Annotated in this window: 18 protein-coding genes and 1 other RNA gene; 11 read left to right on the top strand and 8 right to left on the bottom strand. The window is 60.6% G+C overall.

The annotated features are described in order from the left end of the window. The first annotated feature begins 50 nt into the window (after positions 1-50). Positions 51-398, top strand: a complete 348-nt coding sequence (locus BLT26_RS05725) for an outer membrane protein assembly factor BamE (protein WP_091510000.1) — start codon at positions 51-53, stop codon at positions 396-398. A gap of 27 nt (positions 399-425) precedes the next feature. Here BLT26_RS05725 and BLT26_RS05730 read toward each other — a convergent pair whose 3' ends face one another. Together BLT26_RS05730 and BLT26_RS05735 are read right to left on the bottom strand one after the other, a co-directional pair. Then, positions 426-767 carry an RnfH family protein gene (locus tag BLT26_RS05730; RefSeq protein ID WP_091510004.1) on the bottom strand — a complete coding sequence of 114 codons (342 nt, stop codon included), beginning with the start codon at positions 765-767 and terminating at the stop codon, positions 426-428. Continuing rightward, entirely contained in the window at positions 764-1,204 is a 441-nt protein-coding gene (locus BLT26_RS05735) for a type II toxin-antitoxin system RatA family toxin (RefSeq protein ID WP_091510008.1), read from the bottom strand. The genes BLT26_RS05730 and BLT26_RS05735 overlap by 4 nt, the downstream gene beginning before the upstream one ends. A gap of 185 nt (positions 1,205-1,389) precedes the next feature. Here BLT26_RS05735 and BLT26_RS05740 point away from each other — a divergent pair, with 185 nt between their 5' ends. From BLT26_RS05740 to ssrA, 4 genes are all read left to right on the top strand, one after another. After that, entirely contained in the window at positions 1,390-2,808 is a 1,419-nt protein-coding gene (locus tag BLT26_RS05740; RefSeq protein WP_091510011.1) for a sodium-dependent transporter, read from the top strand. 20 nt (positions 2,809-2,828) lie between these two features. Then, positions 2,829-3,308 (top strand): SsrA-binding protein SmpB, encoded by a 480-nt coding sequence (gene smpB / locus BLT26_RS05745; protein WP_091510016.1) that lies wholly within the window; start codon positions 2,829-2,831, stop codon positions 3,306-3,308. Positions 3,309-3,382: 74 nt separating this feature from the next. After that, on the top strand, positions 3,383-4,735 hold the full coding sequence (locus BLT26_RS05750; protein ID WP_091510020.1) for a sodium-dependent transporter: 1,353 nt from the start codon (positions 3,383-3,385) through the stop codon (positions 4,733-4,735). A gap of 92 nt (positions 4,736-4,827) precedes the next feature. Beyond that, positions 4,828-5,216, top strand: a transfer-messenger RNA (tmRNA) gene (gene ssrA, locus BLT26_RS05755). On the opposite strand, the gene BLT26_RS16460 is transcribed toward ssrA, so the two are convergent. Beyond that, entirely contained in the window at positions 5,167-5,382 is a 216-nt protein-coding gene (locus BLT26_RS16460) for a hypothetical protein (RefSeq protein ID WP_175453035.1), read from the bottom strand. The two genes, ssrA and BLT26_RS16460, sit on opposite strands and share 50 nt — an antisense overlap. Positions 5,383-5,830: 448 nt before the next feature. On the opposite strand from BLT26_RS16460, the gene BLT26_RS05760 reads away from it, so the two are divergent. The 5 genes from BLT26_RS05760 (at position 5,831) to BLT26_RS05780 (ending at position 10,345) form a co-directional block, all read left to right on the top strand. After that, positions 5,831-6,040, top strand: coding sequence for a cold-shock protein (locus BLT26_RS05760; RefSeq protein WP_091510024.1), 210 nt, complete (start codon positions 5,831-5,833; stop codon positions 6,038-6,040). A gap of 272 nt (positions 6,041-6,312) precedes the next feature. Continuing rightward, positions 6,313-8,586 carry a ribonuclease R gene (gene rnr, locus BLT26_RS05765; protein ID WP_091510027.1) on the top strand — a complete coding sequence of 758 codons (2,274 nt, stop codon included), beginning with the start codon at positions 6,313-6,315 and terminating at the stop codon, positions 8,584-8,586. Positions 8,587-8,881: 295 nt separating this feature from the next. Then, a complete protein-coding gene (locus tag BLT26_RS05770) occupies positions 8,882-9,559 on the top strand; it encodes an SDR family oxidoreductase (protein ID WP_091510031.1) in 678 nt (225 codons plus the stop codon). A 94-nt stretch (positions 9,560-9,653) separates the two neighbouring features. Beyond that, entirely contained in the window at positions 9,654-9,974 is a 321-nt protein-coding gene (locus tag BLT26_RS05775) for a heavy metal-binding domain-containing protein (protein ID WP_091510034.1), read from the top strand. Positions 9,975-10,024: 50 nt separating this feature from the next. Further along, positions 10,025-10,345 (top strand): hypothetical protein, encoded by a 321-nt coding sequence (locus tag BLT26_RS05780; RefSeq protein ID WP_091510039.1) that lies wholly within the window; start codon positions 10,025-10,027, stop codon positions 10,343-10,345. Between the two features lie 48 nt (positions 10,346-10,393). Here BLT26_RS05780 and BLT26_RS05785 read toward each other — a convergent pair whose 3' ends face one another. The 3 genes from BLT26_RS05785 to BLT26_RS05795 form a co-directional block, all read right to left on the bottom strand. After that, positions 10,394-11,170 carry an enoyl-CoA hydratase gene (locus BLT26_RS05785; RefSeq protein WP_091511035.1) on the bottom strand — a complete coding sequence of 259 codons (777 nt, stop codon included), beginning with the start codon at positions 11,168-11,170 and terminating at the stop codon, positions 10,394-10,396. Between the two features lie 188 nt (positions 11,171-11,358). Further along, positions 11,359-12,276, bottom strand: coding sequence for a dimethylarginine dimethylaminohydrolase family protein (locus BLT26_RS05790; RefSeq protein WP_091510043.1), 918 nt, complete (start codon positions 12,274-12,276; stop codon positions 11,359-11,361). A 69-nt stretch (positions 12,277-12,345) separates the two neighbouring features. Next, positions 12,346-13,593 carry a Zn-dependent hydrolase gene (locus BLT26_RS05795; protein WP_091510046.1) on the bottom strand — a complete coding sequence of 416 codons (1,248 nt, stop codon included), beginning with the start codon at positions 13,591-13,593 and terminating at the stop codon, positions 12,346-12,348. A 129-nt stretch (positions 13,594-13,722) separates the two neighbouring features. Between BLT26_RS05795 and BLT26_RS05800 the strand changes: the two genes are divergently transcribed. Continuing rightward, the gene (locus BLT26_RS05800; RefSeq protein ID WP_091510049.1) at positions 13,723-14,505 is read left to right on the top strand and encodes a tryptophan 2,3-dioxygenase; all 783 of its coding nucleotides are present in this window, start codon (positions 13,723-13,725) and stop codon (positions 14,503-14,505) included. A gap of 113 nt (positions 14,506-14,618) precedes the next feature. On the opposite strand, the gene BLT26_RS05805 is transcribed toward BLT26_RS05800, so the two are convergent. Continuing rightward, complete coding sequence (locus BLT26_RS05805) at positions 14,619-15,041, bottom strand: ExbD/TolR family protein (RefSeq protein WP_091510052.1); 423 nt, start codon at positions 15,039-15,041, stop codon at positions 14,619-14,621. Between the two features lie 183 nt (positions 15,042-15,224). Then, on the bottom strand, positions 15,225-15,677 hold the full coding sequence (locus BLT26_RS05810) for a methylglyoxal synthase (RefSeq protein ID WP_091511038.1): 453 nt from the start codon (positions 15,675-15,677) through the stop codon (positions 15,225-15,227). Positions 15,678-15,738: the final 61 nt, after the last annotated feature.

Consider the following 15,738-nt stretch of genomic DNA (forward strand, 5'->3'; position numbering starts at 1 on the left):
CGGCCACTGCCCGCGGTTCCCGCAGCACCGACAGAACAATGGAGCATTGAATGCCAAAAGCCGTAAAAGTCCTAGCCATCGCCAGCCTGTGCGCACTGATCAGTGCCTGCAGCCTGTTCCAGTTCCCCGGTGTGCACAAGATCAAGGTCCAGCAGGGCAACATCATCACGCAGGAGATGGTAGACCAGCTGCAGCCGGGTATGACCCGGCGCCAGGTGCGCTTCGTGCTGGGCACCCCCCTGCTCGAGGACACCTTCAATGCCGACCGCTGGGACTACGTCAACCGGGTGCGTGAGCCCGATGGCGAAGTCACCCAGAAGCGCCTTTCCGTCTTCTTCAATGGCGACATACTGATCGCGACCAGTGGTGACTGGCAACCGGCAAGCTGGCCGCGCTAGGCTGCCGCAGGGGGTGGCGACTGCCGCTCACCCTGCGCCCTTGGCCTCCTGCGCCTTGCGCCGCGCCTTCTCCGCCCTCTGTTTGCGGGCCTCCTTGGGATCGGCAATCAGCGGGCGGTAGACTTCCACCCGGTCTCCCGGCTTCAGTTCATACTGCTCTGCCGGCGCCAGCCCCTTGGTACCCAGTGCCTGCCCGAAGATTCCCAGCCGCGCGCTAGCAGGGTCAATCTCCGGGTACTCCTCCGGCAGGCCGGAGCGGACCAGGGCCTCGGCCGCCGTCGTGCCCGGCTTCACCAGCAGGCTCACCAGCCGCTGTTCGTGTGGCAGTGCGTACACCACCTCCACGGCAATGGTCTTGCTATCACTCATCGCGTTTCCCCGTAAATGTGCTCGGCGCGCTCACTCATCACCCGCACCATCTGGTTGGCCAGCTCGCTGAAAAGCTTGCCCACAGCTGCCGCGATCAACCGGTTGCGCAGGCTGAAGGACAGGCTGAAGCTCACCTTGCACGCATCGTGGGCGAGCGGCGTAAAATGCCAGAGCCCCGAGAAGTGCTCGAAAGGACCGTCCACCAGTTCCAGCGTCATCCGCGTGGGGCGCTCAAGCTTGTTGCGGGTAGTGAAGCTCTGGTGAAGCCCCGCGCGCGACAGCTCCAGCCGGGCCTCCATGGTCTCCTCGTCACTGTACAAAACTTGTGCACCCTTGCAACCGGGAAGAAACTCCGGGTAACGCTCGACATCGTTCACCAGGTCAAACATCTGCTCCGCACTGAACATCACCAGTGCACTGCGCTCTATCTCTGCCATGCTTTCCAATCTTTCCAATACTGCCGGTGGAATTGCCATTTCCGCGCAATCGAGGGGCAATTTTGCCAGCCGACGCTACTCAAGCCGCCCAATTCCTGCAACAATCGCAGCTTTATCTGGCCCGGGGCCGCGAACCCCGTGGCCCGATCCCGAGAAGACAAGAATAACAGGCAAGCGAGAGTTATATGTCCGCAGCAAGAGAGCATTTCGGGTCGCGACTGGGTTTTATCCTCGCCGCGGCGGGGTCAGCAGTCGGTATCGGAAACCTGGTCGCCTTCCCGGTGGCTGCCACCAAGAGCGGCGGGGGGGCCTTCCTGCTGGTTTACGCCCTGTTTGTATTCCTCATCTGCCTGCCGGTTATGATGGCCGAGCTGGCGCTCGGCCGCAAAAGTGACAAGGACCCGGTGGGCGCCTACCGCCAGCTGTCGGGCGGCTCACACCTGTGGCGGATTCCGGGCTGGTTCGCCCTGATCACCCCGTTCATGATCGCCGTCTTTTACCTGGTGGTCACCGTCTGGGTACTGGGTTACCTCATTGCCACGCTTACCGGCAACCTGGACCTGCTGGCCGGGGGCGACTACTTTGGCCAGTTCATCAATTCGCCGATCGTCTTCCTCTACCTGGTGCTGATGATGCTGATCATCAACGGCATCCTCGCCCTGGGGGTCAAGGACGGCATCGAACGGGCGGCAAAGACGCTGATGCCGATGCTGTTCGTCATGCTGCTGGGGCTGGTGATCTTCGTGTTGACCCAGGAAAACGCCATGCTGGGGGTCAAGTACTACCTGATTCCCGACTTCAGCAAGCTCAACGCCGAAGTGGTGAACAATGCCATGGCCCAGGCCTTCTTCTCCCTGTCTCTGGGCATGGGCATCATGATCACCTACGGCTCCTATATGAAGAAGCGCGATTCCATCGCCGGCTCCGCCAAGGTGGTGGCGCTTACCGACACGATGGTGGCCTTTACCGCGGGCCTGCTGATCCTGCCCACCATCTTCCACTTCAACCCGCAGATCGACCCCACCGAGCTGAGCGACTCCTCCGCGGGCATGATCTTCCTGTTCCTGCCGAAGATCTTCCTGGCCCTGCAGGACAACGTCGGCTATGTCGGGGCCAGCGCCTTCGCCGCGGTGTTCTTCTTCCTGGTGCTGGTGGCGGCCGTCACCTCACTGGTTTCCATCATCGAAGTACCGGTGGCCACCCTCTGTGACGAGCGCGGCATGGAGCGCAAGAAGGCCATCTACAGCATCGGCGCCATCCAGCTGGTACTGGCCGTGGCCTGCGCCATGTCCTTCGGCATGGCCGGCTGGCTGACCGAGTTCATGCAGGTCGCCGGCGAGAACAAGTCATTCTTTGATCTGGTCGAGCTGATCTTCTATTCTACGATCCTGCCGCTGAATGGCCTGCTGGTATGCCTGTTTGTGATCTACAAATGGAAGCGGGCCAATTTCGACCGCGAGCTGCAGGAAGGCGACAGCGGTTTTGCCGGCAGCCTCTCCCAGAAATACGTGAACTTCTCCCTGGGTACCTTTATCCCGTTGATCCTCCTGTTGGTGTTCATCAACACGGTGGCCGAGAAGTATTTCGGGCATAGTTTCTTCTGAATCAGGCACAAGTTGTTCTCATGGCCAAAAAGAAAAGCGCAAACACCTCCAGCACCATCGCACTGAACAAGCGGGCGCGGCACGACTACTTCATCGAGGAGAAGTTCGAGGCCGGCATGGAGCTGCAGGGCTGGGAGGTGAAGAGCTGCCGCGAGGGCAAGGCGCAGCTGACCGACAGCTACGTGATCTTCAAGAACGGTGAGGCCTGGCTGCTGGGTGCCCGCATCCAGCCGCTACCCAGTGCCTCCACCCATTTCGTCACCGAGCCCGACCGCACGCGGCGCCTGCTGCTCAACAAGCGGGAGCTGGCCAAGCTGATTGCCGCCGTCGACCAGAAAGGCTACGCCGTGGTCGCCACGGCCCTGTACTGGAAGAAACACCTGATCAAGTGCGAGGTCGCACTGGCCAAGGGCAAGGCCATGCACGACAAGCGGGAGACCGAGAAGAAGCGGGACTGGAACCGCGAGAAGCAGCGCCTGATGCGCACCGACCACCGCTGACGGGCCGCGACAGACTGTCCCGGCCCTGGAAGTAGCTGTAAGAAGTACCGATAAGAATAACGAAGAGATTTACTATGAGTGCACCGAGAGGACAGTTCAGCTCCAATGTGGGTTTCCTGATGGCCGCGGCGGGTTCCGCCGTGGGTCTCGGCAATATCTGGGGCTTCCCCACCAAGGCTGCCGGTAATGGCGGCGCCGCCTTTGTGGTGGTCTACCTGGTCCTGGCCTTCCTGCTCGCCTACCCGGCCCTGATGGCCGAACTCACCATCGGCCGCCACGCCCGCAGCAACATGGTGCAGGCCCTGCGGGGTGTCGCCATCGGCCCATTCAGCCGGCTGTTCGCCAATATCACCGGCTTCGGCGGCATTATTGTCGCCTCGCTGATCCTGAGCTTTTACTCCATCGTCGCCGGCTGGATGTTCGCCTACCTGGTGGAGCCCTTCGCCGCGATTTCCGGGGCAACCGGCGCAGCGGAATGGCTGACCGGCAGCAGCGTATCGCGCAACCTGCTGTTCACCGGCATGTTCAGCATCATGACCATGGTCATCATCGCCAGCGGCGTGGAGAAAGGCATCGAGCGCTGGTCCACCCTGCTCATGCCCGCGCTGATCATCCTGCTGCTGTTGCTCATCGTCTACGTACTTACCCAGCCCGGCGCCATGACCGGCCTCGAGGTCTACCTGATGCCCGACTTCAGCCTCCTGTCCCCGGAACTGCTGATCTCGGCCATGGGCCAGGCCTTCTTCTCCCTGTCGCTGGGTGTGGGCACCATGCTGATCTACGGCTCCTACCTGAGCAAACAGGAGAGCCTGCCGCGGCTCGGCGCCCTGGTAACCATCATCGACGTGGGTATTGCCTTTACCGCCGGCCTGCTGATCCTGCCCGCCATGTACGTGGCGCAGGAGGCGGGCACCCAGATCTTCTCCGAGGGCGGCGAACTGATCGCCGGCCCCGGCCTGATCCTGCAGGTGCTGCCGGCCCTGTTCGACACCATGGGCACCGCCGGCCTGTTCGTGGCCATTGCCTTCTTCGCCCTGATGACCATCGCCTCCCTCACCTCCTCCATCTCCATGCTGGAGGTTCCGGTGGCCTTCTCCATCGAGAACCTGGGCCTGCGCCGCCGTGGCGCGACCCTGCTGGTAGGACTGGTCATTTTCGCCATCAGCACCCTGATCATCTTCAATTTCGACGCCCTGTTCGGCCTGGTGATCAGTATCAGCACCGAGTACGGCCAGCCACTACTGGGTGTGGCACTGTGTGTATTCGCGGGCTGGATCTGGCGCCGTGACCAGCTGCTCACGGAGCTGAAGAAGGGCCATGAGAACATCGAGACCACCCTATTCTGGCGGGTCTGGCCCTGGTACGTGCGCATCGTCTGCCCACTGCTGATCCTGGCCGCCTTCGCCCAGTCGGTGCTGGTGGGCTGATCGCGACCGCGGGGTCTGATAAAGGCCCCGCTACCGTATTGTGCCGGAACTATTTCTGGTATCATTGGCCTAAGAAACGCATGGTTTCTATCGGGGATGACTTGGATTCGACGCCGGTGACGAAACCATGGGTGCATGCCGTGATGGCAGCCAATCACGTAAATCCAAAGCTGCATTTTATTAGTTGCCAACGACGACAACTACGGTGCCCAACTCGCTGCGTAAGCAGCCTGTGAAGCACTACTAAGGGTTCGTCCCTTAGCAGCCTTCAGCAAGGTTCCAGTACCGCGCTGTAGACTGTCATACAGAACTGGATCGCCCTGAACCGCGCCTGTCGGGGATGGGTTAAAACTTCAACAGGCTCGCCAATTACGTCCTGCCCATCGGGCTGTATGCGGCTAAATCAATAGATGGATCTAAGCATGTAGAGCTCATGGCAGAGTGCTGACGGACGCGGGTTCGACTCCCGCCATCTCCACCAAATTAAAAAAGCCCGCTACCGCAAGGTAGCGGGCTTTTTTAATTTGGCCGAGCTGACGAGAGGGGAACGCAAAGCGCAGGGTTCGATCAACGCGCGCCAGCGCGTTAAGACAGCCAAAGGCTGCCCCGAAGGGGTGAGGAGCGTAGCGACGAATCACTCCCGCCATCGAGAACTCCCGGTCGCGACCGCACATGCTGACGGAGCGAGCATGGAACGCTTAGCGCAGGGTTCGATCAGCGCCCCATGCGCGCTAAGACAGCCGCAGGCCGCCACGCAGGGGTGAGGAGCGTAGCGACGAATCACTCCCGCCATCAGAGATTTCAGCGCCCCCACTGACGAAGCCATTCTTAAACCGCCGGGTTCTACCAATGCGCGCCATCTCCCCAGGTCCCAGGCCTTCAGGAACCCTGTATCCACCAAGTCTTCCGAGAAAAGCTTTGACTTCGTTAACAGGGGGTTCTACAGTGTCAACAGTCAAAAGTAAGCCTCTAGTTTAAAATCCTCAGTTTCGTCGCATCCCAGTAGTTCTTCGTCCTGTAGCTTCTAAATTCCAGTCTTTTTTTGCTATTCATGCCTCATGAAGGCTTGTATTTATTTGTTTACAGGAAATTACCATGTCCAATACAACTACCGGCACTGTTAAGTGGTTTAACGAGTCCAAAGGCTTTGGCTTTATCGAACAGAAGTCCGGCCCTGACGTGTTCGCCCACTTCAGCGCGATTATGAGTTCAGGCTTCAAGACCCTGGCCGAAGGCCAGGCCGTTGAGTTCTCCGTAACTCAGGGTCCCAAAGGCCCGCAAGCTGAAAACATTGTTTGTGTCTGAGCCAACAGGCTCACATTTACAGCCGGGCCTGCAAAGGTCCGCTGCTGGGTGGCCCGGATGCCACCTCGGTTGAGAACCCACCTCCGGGTCTTCCAACCTGAAAGACCGGCCTTCAGACTGGTGACAGTCTGAATGGCCTGTAGTAATACCCGCTCAACGCCGTTGAGCCATTCCGCCTGCATATCTTGCCGAGTAACACCTGATCTGCCCTGCCACATCACTCAAGTTCTCACCAAGCGCAATTTTATTGGCGGTTTTCCCGAGAGAATTTTATGAGAAAAGCCCCAGTAGCTGCGTTTAATCCCGGCGATGCTGAAAAATACAGCCATCCAATTCCCGCGCGTGAGTTCATCATGAGCCTGCTCGAGAACAATAAAAAAGCACTTGATCGTGAGAAGCTGGCAACAGTCCTTGACCTCAACAGCGACGAGCAGAAAGAGGCATTGCGCCGCAGGTTGCGGGCGATGGAGCGCGATGGACAGATCCACTTTGATCGTCGCCGAGGCTACAGCCTGGTTAAAGCAGAGGACCTGGTAAGCGGCCGTGTCATCGGCCACCCGGATGGTTTCGGCTTCCTTAGCAGCGATGCACAGGAAGAAGACCTGTTCTTATCGGACAACGAAATGCTGACTGTCTTTGACGGTGACCGTGTGCAGGCCCGCATCAGTGGTACCGACCGGCGTGGACGCAAGCTCGGCGTTATTGTCAATGTAATTGAGCGCAACACCACCCACCTGGTCGGGCGCTTGCAGTTTGAAGATGACCACTATTTTCTGAAACCGGAAAACAGTCGTATTGCCCATGAGATTGACCTCGATCGTGACGAATTGATCGGCGCGAAGCCCGGGCAGTACATCTCTGTAGAGATCACCGAGTTCCCGAGCCGCCGCTACAATGCATTCGGGCGCATAACCGAAGTGCTGGGGGACTCCATGGGCCCCGGCATGGAGATCGATGTGGCAATCCGCAGCCACGACATTCCCCACAGCTGGCCGCAGGATGCCCTGCTGGCGGCGAAAAAACTGGGAAGTGAGGTACCCGAGGCAGACAAGCTGCACCGTGCCGACCTGAGAAAGCTGCCGTTTGTGACCATCGACGGTGAGGACGCCAAGGACTTCGATGATGCCGTCTACTGTGAAAGTGTGGCATCCGGTGGCTGGCGCCTGTTCGTGGCAATTGCGGATGTTTCACACTATGTCGCCCCCGGAAGTGCGCTGGACCAGGAAGCCCGCAAGCGCGCGACGTCCGTATACTTTCCCGGCCGCGTGGTACCTATGTTGCCGGAATCACTCTCTAACGGACTCTGTTCGCTCAATCCACAGGTAGACCGGCTGGTTATGGTCTGTGAGATGACCATCAGCAGATCCGGGAAAATGACCGGTTACACCTTTTCAGAAGGTGTTATCCACTCTCACGCCCGCCTCACTTACAACCAGGTAAACGCGTTCCTGACATCACCGGAGTCAAACCTGGGTCGCAAGACCGCTCGCAAACTGCAGGGAACGGGACAGCACATCCACACCCTGCACCAGCTATACGCGGTATTGAAAAGAGCCCGGACAAAACGCGGCGCGATGGATTTTGAGAAACCGGAAGTGCAATTCAGGTTCACCGAAGACCGCAAGATTGAAAAAATAGTACCCGTCATCCGCAATGATGCACACAAGATGATCGAGGAGTTCATGCTGAGCGCAAATGTGGCGACGGCAGACTTCCTCAAGCAACAGAAGATGCCGGCGCTGTACCGGGTGCACGAAGGCCCCCAGGACAAGAAGCTGACGACCCTGCGCGCTTTCCTTGACGCCAGGGGACTCAGGCTGGCCGGCGGTAACAAGCCGCGCCCCGCGCATTTCGACCAGCTACTGACCCAGGCAGGTCAGCGCAGCGATGCGCAAACCATTCGCACCATGATGCTGAGGTCTCTCAGCCAGGCGGAGTACAGTCCGGATAACCGCGGCCATTTTGGCCTCGCCTATTCCGCCTACGCGCACTTTACCTCCCCCATTCGCCGGTATCCGGACCTGATGGTACACAGGGCCATTCGCTCGGTAATCCGCCAGCCAGGGCAACGTACCATTTTGCCCCAGGCGCTTAAGTCCATCTTCGGCGCGGGCAAGGCAATGGTGCAGCGTTTTGACAGCGCGGAAATCCTCGCGCCCCATAAGAGCTACCCCTACGACATGGCGGCAATGGAGACCCTTGCGGAACACTGTTCCAACGCCTCGCGCCGCGCCGACAAGGCGAGCTGGGATGTAGAAGCCTGGCTGAAGTGCGAATTCATGCAGGACTTTGTTGGCGAGACCTTCCCCGGCCACGTCAGTAGCGTCACTAACTTTGGCCTGTTTATCGAGCTTGACGATATACAGGTTGAAGGCCTGGTACACGTGACTGCACTGAAAAAGGACTATTACCACTTTGATGCCGGCAGGCAATGCCTTACCGGCGAGCGTAGCAATACCAGGTTCGCCATTGGCGATGCCATCGAAGTGCGCGTTGTACGTGTGGATATGGACCGACGCAAAATAGAATTTGCACTGGCCAATTAGAGCTCGCCCAATTGGGTTCTCATCGATACCCCTTGGATCGGTTAGCGATTTGAGAGGCACTCCCTACCCGGTCCAGGGCCCCCGTTAGCGGCCCTTGGCGACTACGGGGACTATCGTCCTGCGACGCTCTCGACGCCACTCCTCTCCGGCCGGCACGTACGGCCTCATGCCGCCCCCCACCCGCGCGACGGCTCTTCTAAAGTGATACCTGGCATTATCGCCCGCTAGCCTCGCAGGCAGTCCTCGCCGGGCGCGCAATCCTCCGGCGCACGCGGGGAAACAAGGAGAGCCAGAAATGAGTGACAGGGTAATGTTAATAACAGGCGCCTCGAGCGGTATAGGCAGGGCCACAGCCCGGATTGCCGCTCGGGACGGAATCAAGGTGGTGATAACCGCCAGGCGCAAGGAGGCTCTCGAGTCGCTCGCTACAGAGTTGGGCGCGGATAAGACGCTCACGGTACCGGCCGACCTCACCCAGTTCGGGCAGCTCAAGCAGGTTGTGGATACGGCCATCGATCACTTCGGCAGGCTGGATATCGTATTCGCCAACGCCGGCACGGGACTGGACCAGCCAGGCACAGAACAGGGCGACCCGGACGAATGGCAGCAGCTGATCGACGTCAATATCCGCGCCCTGCTGTGGACCGCGAAGCTCACCCTCCCCCACCTGCGCAAGACGAAGGGCCATTTCATCATGACCGGATCCCAGGCAGGGCGGATCTCGCTCAAGGGTTCCATCTACGGCGCGTCCAAGTGGTTCGTGCACGGCTTCGGCGCCAACCTGGCAGAAGAGATGGAGGAGTGGGACGGGCGCTGTACGGTGATTGCGCCGGGCATGGTGAACACGGAATTCTTCGACGAGCCCAAGCCGGACAAACTCGATCCGGAGGATGTCGCCAGGGCGGTACTGTTTGCGGTCAACGCAGAGCCTCGCGCCACGGTTCGGGAGATACTGATCACCCCGACCTATTGACGATAACCACGCTGCCGGCGGCTACCAGCCCACAACTCGACGGCCGGCGCACGCTTGCGGTAATCTGCTGTCCATAAAGAAACAGGAGGCCGAAATGCTCAGGACAACCACCCCTACTGTCGACGGCAGGCAGATCCGCGAATATCTCGATGTAGTCGCGGGCGAAGCCATCATGGGTACCAATGTCTTCAAGGATTTTTTCGGCGCTATTCGCGATTTCGTCGGCGGCCGTGCGGCAGCCTATGAGAAGGAAATGAGCAAGGCGCGGGCGATTGCCTTCAAGGAGATGGAGGACCAGGCCCGCAGCCTGGGTGCCGAGGGCATCGTCGGGATCGATATCGATTACGAAGTGGTCGGCCCGGACGGCGCGATGATGATGGTGAGTGTCAGTGGCACAGCGGTGAAATTCCACTAGCGGCAATGCCAGCTGCAACTTCATCCGACTTAGTGCACGGGGGAAACTGAATGGACAGAGACCAGTACCTGGCAGAAGTGGAGTCGCGCCTGCGGCGCATGTTTTCCGCCTCGAAGAGCGGTTACCGCACCCCGGCGGCAGACCGGCACCGGCTGGAGGGCTTCATGCAGGCAGGGGTCTTCTTCGGGCTGACTGACAACCGCGAACTTACCGAGCTGATGGAAGAAATCCACTTCAGCGTGTTCGGCAAGACCATCCGGGAACGGCGCGAGGACCAGCCGCTGAACTGGCAGAGCGAGACCGTCGATTATAGCGCCTACGAGGCGCCGCCATTTATCCGCAACGGCGACACCGGCAGTCCCGTCACCTGAGCCAGTCCCCTGTGGGACGGCCCAGGCGCGGGCCGCATGGCGGGAAACTCAGAAACGCGAGAAATCCGCCGGCCGCTTTTCCATGAAGGCGGTCGCGGCCTCCTTGAATTCCTCGGTCTGCAGGCGCTTCTGGAAGTGCAGCGCCTCCTCCTGGATTACCTGCAGGCCCTGGTCGTGGGTGCCCTGGCGCAGCAGTTGCTTGGTGAGCCTGATTGCCTCGGGGGCCCGCGTGGCCAGTTCGGCGGCCGTCAGGCGCGCCTGCACCAGGGCGTCGGCCGCCGGCACCGCCGCATTGCAGATACCCAGCTCCACGGCCTCATCGGCACCGAACTTCTTGCCCAGCAGCAGCAGTTCCGCGGCCTTCGCATGGCCCATGATGCGCGGCATGAAGTAACTGGAGCCGTATTCCGGGCACAGGCCCAGGTTGGCGAACGGCATCTGGAACATGGCGTCGTCACCGGCGAAGGCCATGTCGCAGTGCAGCAGCATGGTGGTGCCTATGCCCACGGCCGGGCCGTTCACCGCGGCGATTACCGGCTTGGGGAAGTTGTACAGCGCCACCATGAACTGGAATACCGGCGACTCCTCGCTGGAGGCCGAGCCGCCGAGGAAGTCCATCAGGTCGTTACCACTGGTAAACACGCCCTCGGTACCGGTTATCACCACCACCCGGATCTCGCGATCGTCGACAGCCGAGTTGAGCAGGTCCGCCATGGCCGAGTACATGGCCATGGTCAGGGCATTCTTGCGGTCGGGACGTACGATGGTGATTTCCAGCACCCGGTCGGTAACCTGTGCCTGGATTTCTGCGCATGAGCTCTGCATGGGCATCTCCGATTGAAGTCTGTGGACAGGCAGCGGCCTGCTCGCCGGCGCCGTGATAGTGCCTATGTTAGCCGCTGGGCCGCGGCATGGGAGTCCCGATTCGATCACTGCGGTTGACCGGACGTGCCGTCGCCCCGAAGCCCTCAATGCAAAACGCCGCCCCGGGGGCGGCGTCAGTCAGTGGTTGCTCACTGCCCCACGAAATCGCGGCGCAGCGGCTGGCACATGCAGTGCACCCCGCCCCCGCCGGGGGTGATCATGGAGATATCCGGGTCGATCACTTCCAGGCCGTGGGCCCGGCACTTCTCCGCCAGCCCCTTGTTGGCCTTCGGCAGCATGACGCGGTCCTCGCCCAGGGCCACCACGTTGACCCCCAGCTCCAGCACCTGCGGGAAGGGAATGTCGATGATCTCGATATTGCGGTCGCGGAACCACTGCACCAGCTCCGGCTCCACGGCGTCCACACAGATGGCCGCCAGTTTCTCGGCCAGCATGGCCACCATCACGTCGATGTGGAGGAAAAAGGGATCGAACGGGTAGCCCTTCACTTCCCAGCCCTCCTTCTCGATCCAGCCCTTCATTTGCTCGAAGCCCTGCGGGCTGGTGCGCTCGCCGGAATAGCCGCACAGGATGACGCCGGGCTCCAGCACCATGAAGTCGCCACCTTCCAATGAGCCGGCGGTGATGATGTCGTAGATGGGGATGTCCAGCTCCTGGTACAGCTTGACGATCGGCGCCCACTCCCCGCGCCGCCAGGGGCTGTACATCTGCGTGACAATAGGGCCCCAGGGGGTCATCACCGAGGAATCGCGGCCGTAGATCTGGTAGGGCAGCGTGCTGTCGGCGGGAATGATGTGAGTGTTCACTCCCGCGTGGCGGTAGGCGTCGACCATTTCCGCGTGCTGGGCGGCCGCCACCTTGTGGTCGAACTTCATGCCCAGGCGCTCGGCGCGGCGAGCGCTGGCATTGCCGGTACGCCAGCTGAAATTGTCCACCGGCCCGATCAACACGTCGCGCAGGGTGCCGTACTCGGAATCCATGCCCCACTTCTGCAGGGGTTTTGTACCGCCGTTTTCCAGGCGGCGACGGAGGGTGAATTCACTCATGTCAGGTCTTTCCAGTTAACTGCTTATCACCCGGCTGGCGCTGGCCGGCCGGCTTCTCGTTTTTATCTGTCAGGCGATGCCGGCGCGGTCCAGCATCGCCTGCAGCAGGACATTACAGCCCTTCTCCAGGTGCCCGGGCTCGGCCGACTCGGCCTCGTTGTGGGACAGGCCGCCGGCGCAGGGCACAAAGATCATCGACACCGGCGCCACCCGCGATACGTACACGGAGTCGTGGCCGGCCCCAGAGACCATCTTGCGGTGGCTGTAACCGAGGTTCTCCACCGCGGAGTTCACCGCATCGATACATTGCGGGTCGAAGGCCACCGGCGGCGAGTGCCATTCCTCGCGGATCTCGATCGTAGAGCCGGTGGCCTCCTGCACCTCCTCTGCCACGCGCTGGAGCGCCCGGTGCAGGTGCTCCAGACCCTCGGGTTCCGGGTGGCGCAGGTCCAGCGCCAGCACCACTTTCTCCGGTACCGTATTGCGGCTGCCCGGCTCGGCCCGGAGGTCACCGCAGGTCATGCGGGCTTCCTCACTGTAAGCTTTCACCTCACCGTACAGGCGCTCGCACAACCTGGACAGGGCCTGTACCGGGTCGCGCCGGTCTTCCATGGGCGTCGGCCCGGCATGGCAGGGGGTGCCGTGGAAGGTCACGTCGTACCAGCGGATACCCTGTACGCCGGTCACAACCCCGATCACCTGCTCCTCCTTCTCGAGAATGGGGCCCTGCTCGATATGGGCCTCGAAGGCGGCGGCGATGGGGAAAGGCTCCGCGGGCACCTCACCCCGGTAGCCTATCCGCTCAAGCTCGGCGCCGATGGTCCTGCCGGATTTGTCTTCGCGGCCGTGACCGTACTCCAGGCTGAATTCACCCGCCCAGACGCCGGAGCCAATCATCGCCGGTGAAAAGCGCGCGCCCTCCTCGTTGGTCCACACCACCACCTCCAGTGGGGCGCGGGTCTGCACTCCGTGCTGTTCCAGGGTCCGGATTACCTCCAGGCCCGCCAGTACGCCGTAAACGCCGTCGAATTTGCCCCCCGTGGGCTGGGTGTCCAGGTGCGAGCCGGTAATCACCGGCGGGGCGTCACTCTCGAGGCCCGGGCGACGGGCGAAGATATTGCCCATCCGGTCGACCCGGATCTCGCAGCCCGCCTCGCGGCACCAGCGCACGAACAGGTCGCGGCCCTCGCGATCCTCGTCGGTCAGGGCCTGGCGATTGCAGCCGCCGGCCGGCGTGGCGCCGATACGGGCCATCTCCATCAGGCTGTCCCACAGACGGGTGCCATCGATTCGCAGGTTTTGTGCAGTGTTTTTCATTCGAATGGCTCCAGACCTTATAATGTGCCCAATACTAAGCTTTTTTGTGCAATTTTAGTTTTGAACCACCGTGCGCAAAGAGAGCATTATTTCGCAACTGATCAAATAATAACCGGACCAGATTGACCCATGACCGTTACCTACAGTTCCTACCTCAAAGTCGACGAGCTACTCCAGTGCCAGCACCCCCTGTCAGATGGCCCCGAGCACGATGAAATGCTCTTTATCATAATTCACCAGAGCTACGAGCTCTGGTTCAAGCAGGTGCTGCACGAGCTGGATTTCCTGATGGGTCTCTTCAACGGCGGCGAGAAGTACCGCGCCCTGCATACTCTCAAGCGGATTGACACCATCTACCGGACCCTGATCCAGCAGGTGGACATACTCGAGACCCTCACCCCACTCGAGTTCATGTCTTTCCGGGACCGGCTTTCCACCGCCAGCGGCTTCCAGTCGTACCAGTTCCGCGAGCTGGAATTTGTCTACGGGGCCAAGGACGCGAAGAAGCTGGAGAATTATCCCCGGGGATCCGAACACCGCGCCCGCCTGGAGAAGCGACTCGAGGCCCCGACTCTCTGGGACGCATTCCTGAATTTTCTCGCCAAGGAAGGACACAAGATCCCGGCAAGCGTCCTCAACCGCGACTACAGCCAGGTAGCGGAGCCGTCCAGCGCCGTGCAGAACGTGCTGATCGATGTCTACCGCAATGACCCGCTGATCAGCGAGATCTGCGAGGCGCTGGTGGATATCGACACTTCCCTGCAGCAGTGGCGTTACCGCCATGTGAAGATGGTGGAGCGCACCATCGGCAGCAAGATGGGCACCGGCGGCTCCAGTGGGGTCGGCTACCTGCAGGGCACCCTGTTCCGGCCGGTCTTCCCCGACCTGTGGGCTATTCGCTCGGAGTTCTGAGGTATTGCGGTGGGCAGCGGGAATCCCGCTGCCCGGATCCGGGCAAAAAAAAAGCCAGCAGTTGCTGGCTTTTTTATGTCCGGCCCGAAGGCCAGAGGCAGGATCCCGGGAGATCAGTCCCCGAAGGGCACCAGGGATACCTGGATGTTGGAATTCACTTCCTTGGCCGCGTCGGCGATGGTCACGTAAGTCTCGGCACTGGACTTGTTGTGTGCGCGCACAATCACGATAGCCTGCGGGTTCTCGGCGAACAGCTGCGCGATACGGGCGCGGACTGCACGGGAGTCAACGCGGCTGGCACCCATGTAGATCTCGTCGTTCGCATCCACAGTCAGCAGGATATTCTGCTTGTCCGGGTCCGGCGGGGTCTGCTCGGTCTCATTGGGATCCGGCACGTTCACGTCCAGCGCCTTCTCCTTCACAAAGGACGCCGTCACGATAAAGAAGATCAGCATGATAAACACCACGTCCAGCATGGGCGTCAGGTCGATATCTGCTTTTTCCTCTTCTACGGCCTTACCGCGTCGTCTACTCATAAAACACCGTACAATTAACTAATGCGTTTGGCGCCGGATTGACCGGTCTGATCAGGTGGGCAAGATTGCCCCGAAATGGCGAGCTTTGCAAGGGCAACGTTCACCCGAGGAAAAGATCCTGCCAAATCAACAGGTTACAGCCTTAACCAGCCGCGATTGCACATTTTTTGGTCAAAAATTGCGCTACCTGGCCCTCTGGTATGCCTGGTAATCCGGCACCTCGCGCTCGAAGCTCTCCTCCATCAGGGTGGACCGCACGATCATATCCGCACTGCTGGAGTTACAGGCCACCGGTATATTCCACACGGCGGCAATGCGCAGCAGGGCCTTTACATCCGGATCGTGGGGCATGGGCTCAAACGGGTCCCAGAAGAACACCAGCAGGTCGATTTCTCCCTGGCAGATCTTGGCCCCCAGTTGCTGGTCCCCGCCCAGGGGGCCACTGAAAAGCTTCTGCACTTCCATCCCGGTAGCCTCCTGAATACGAGTGCCGGTGGTACCGGTGGCCAGCAGCTGGTGCCTCCCCAGCAACTCCCGGTGCTCGCGGCACCAGTCGATCAGGGCCTGCTTGCGATTGTCGTGGGCCACCAGTGCCACCCGCTTTGTTGCCGGGAGCGGTTGGGCAATAAACTGCATCATCACCTCGTCTTCTAGAGCGGTTAAAGGCTGCGATCGTGGCAGCAGTCGTTTCCCTGAC

Origin of the sequence: Microbulbifer yueqingensis (genome assembly GCF_900100355.1) — a bacterium.
In the GTDB taxonomy this organism is placed as follows: domain Bacteria; phylum Pseudomonadota; class Gammaproteobacteria; order Pseudomonadales; family Cellvibrionaceae; genus Microbulbifer; species Microbulbifer yueqingensis.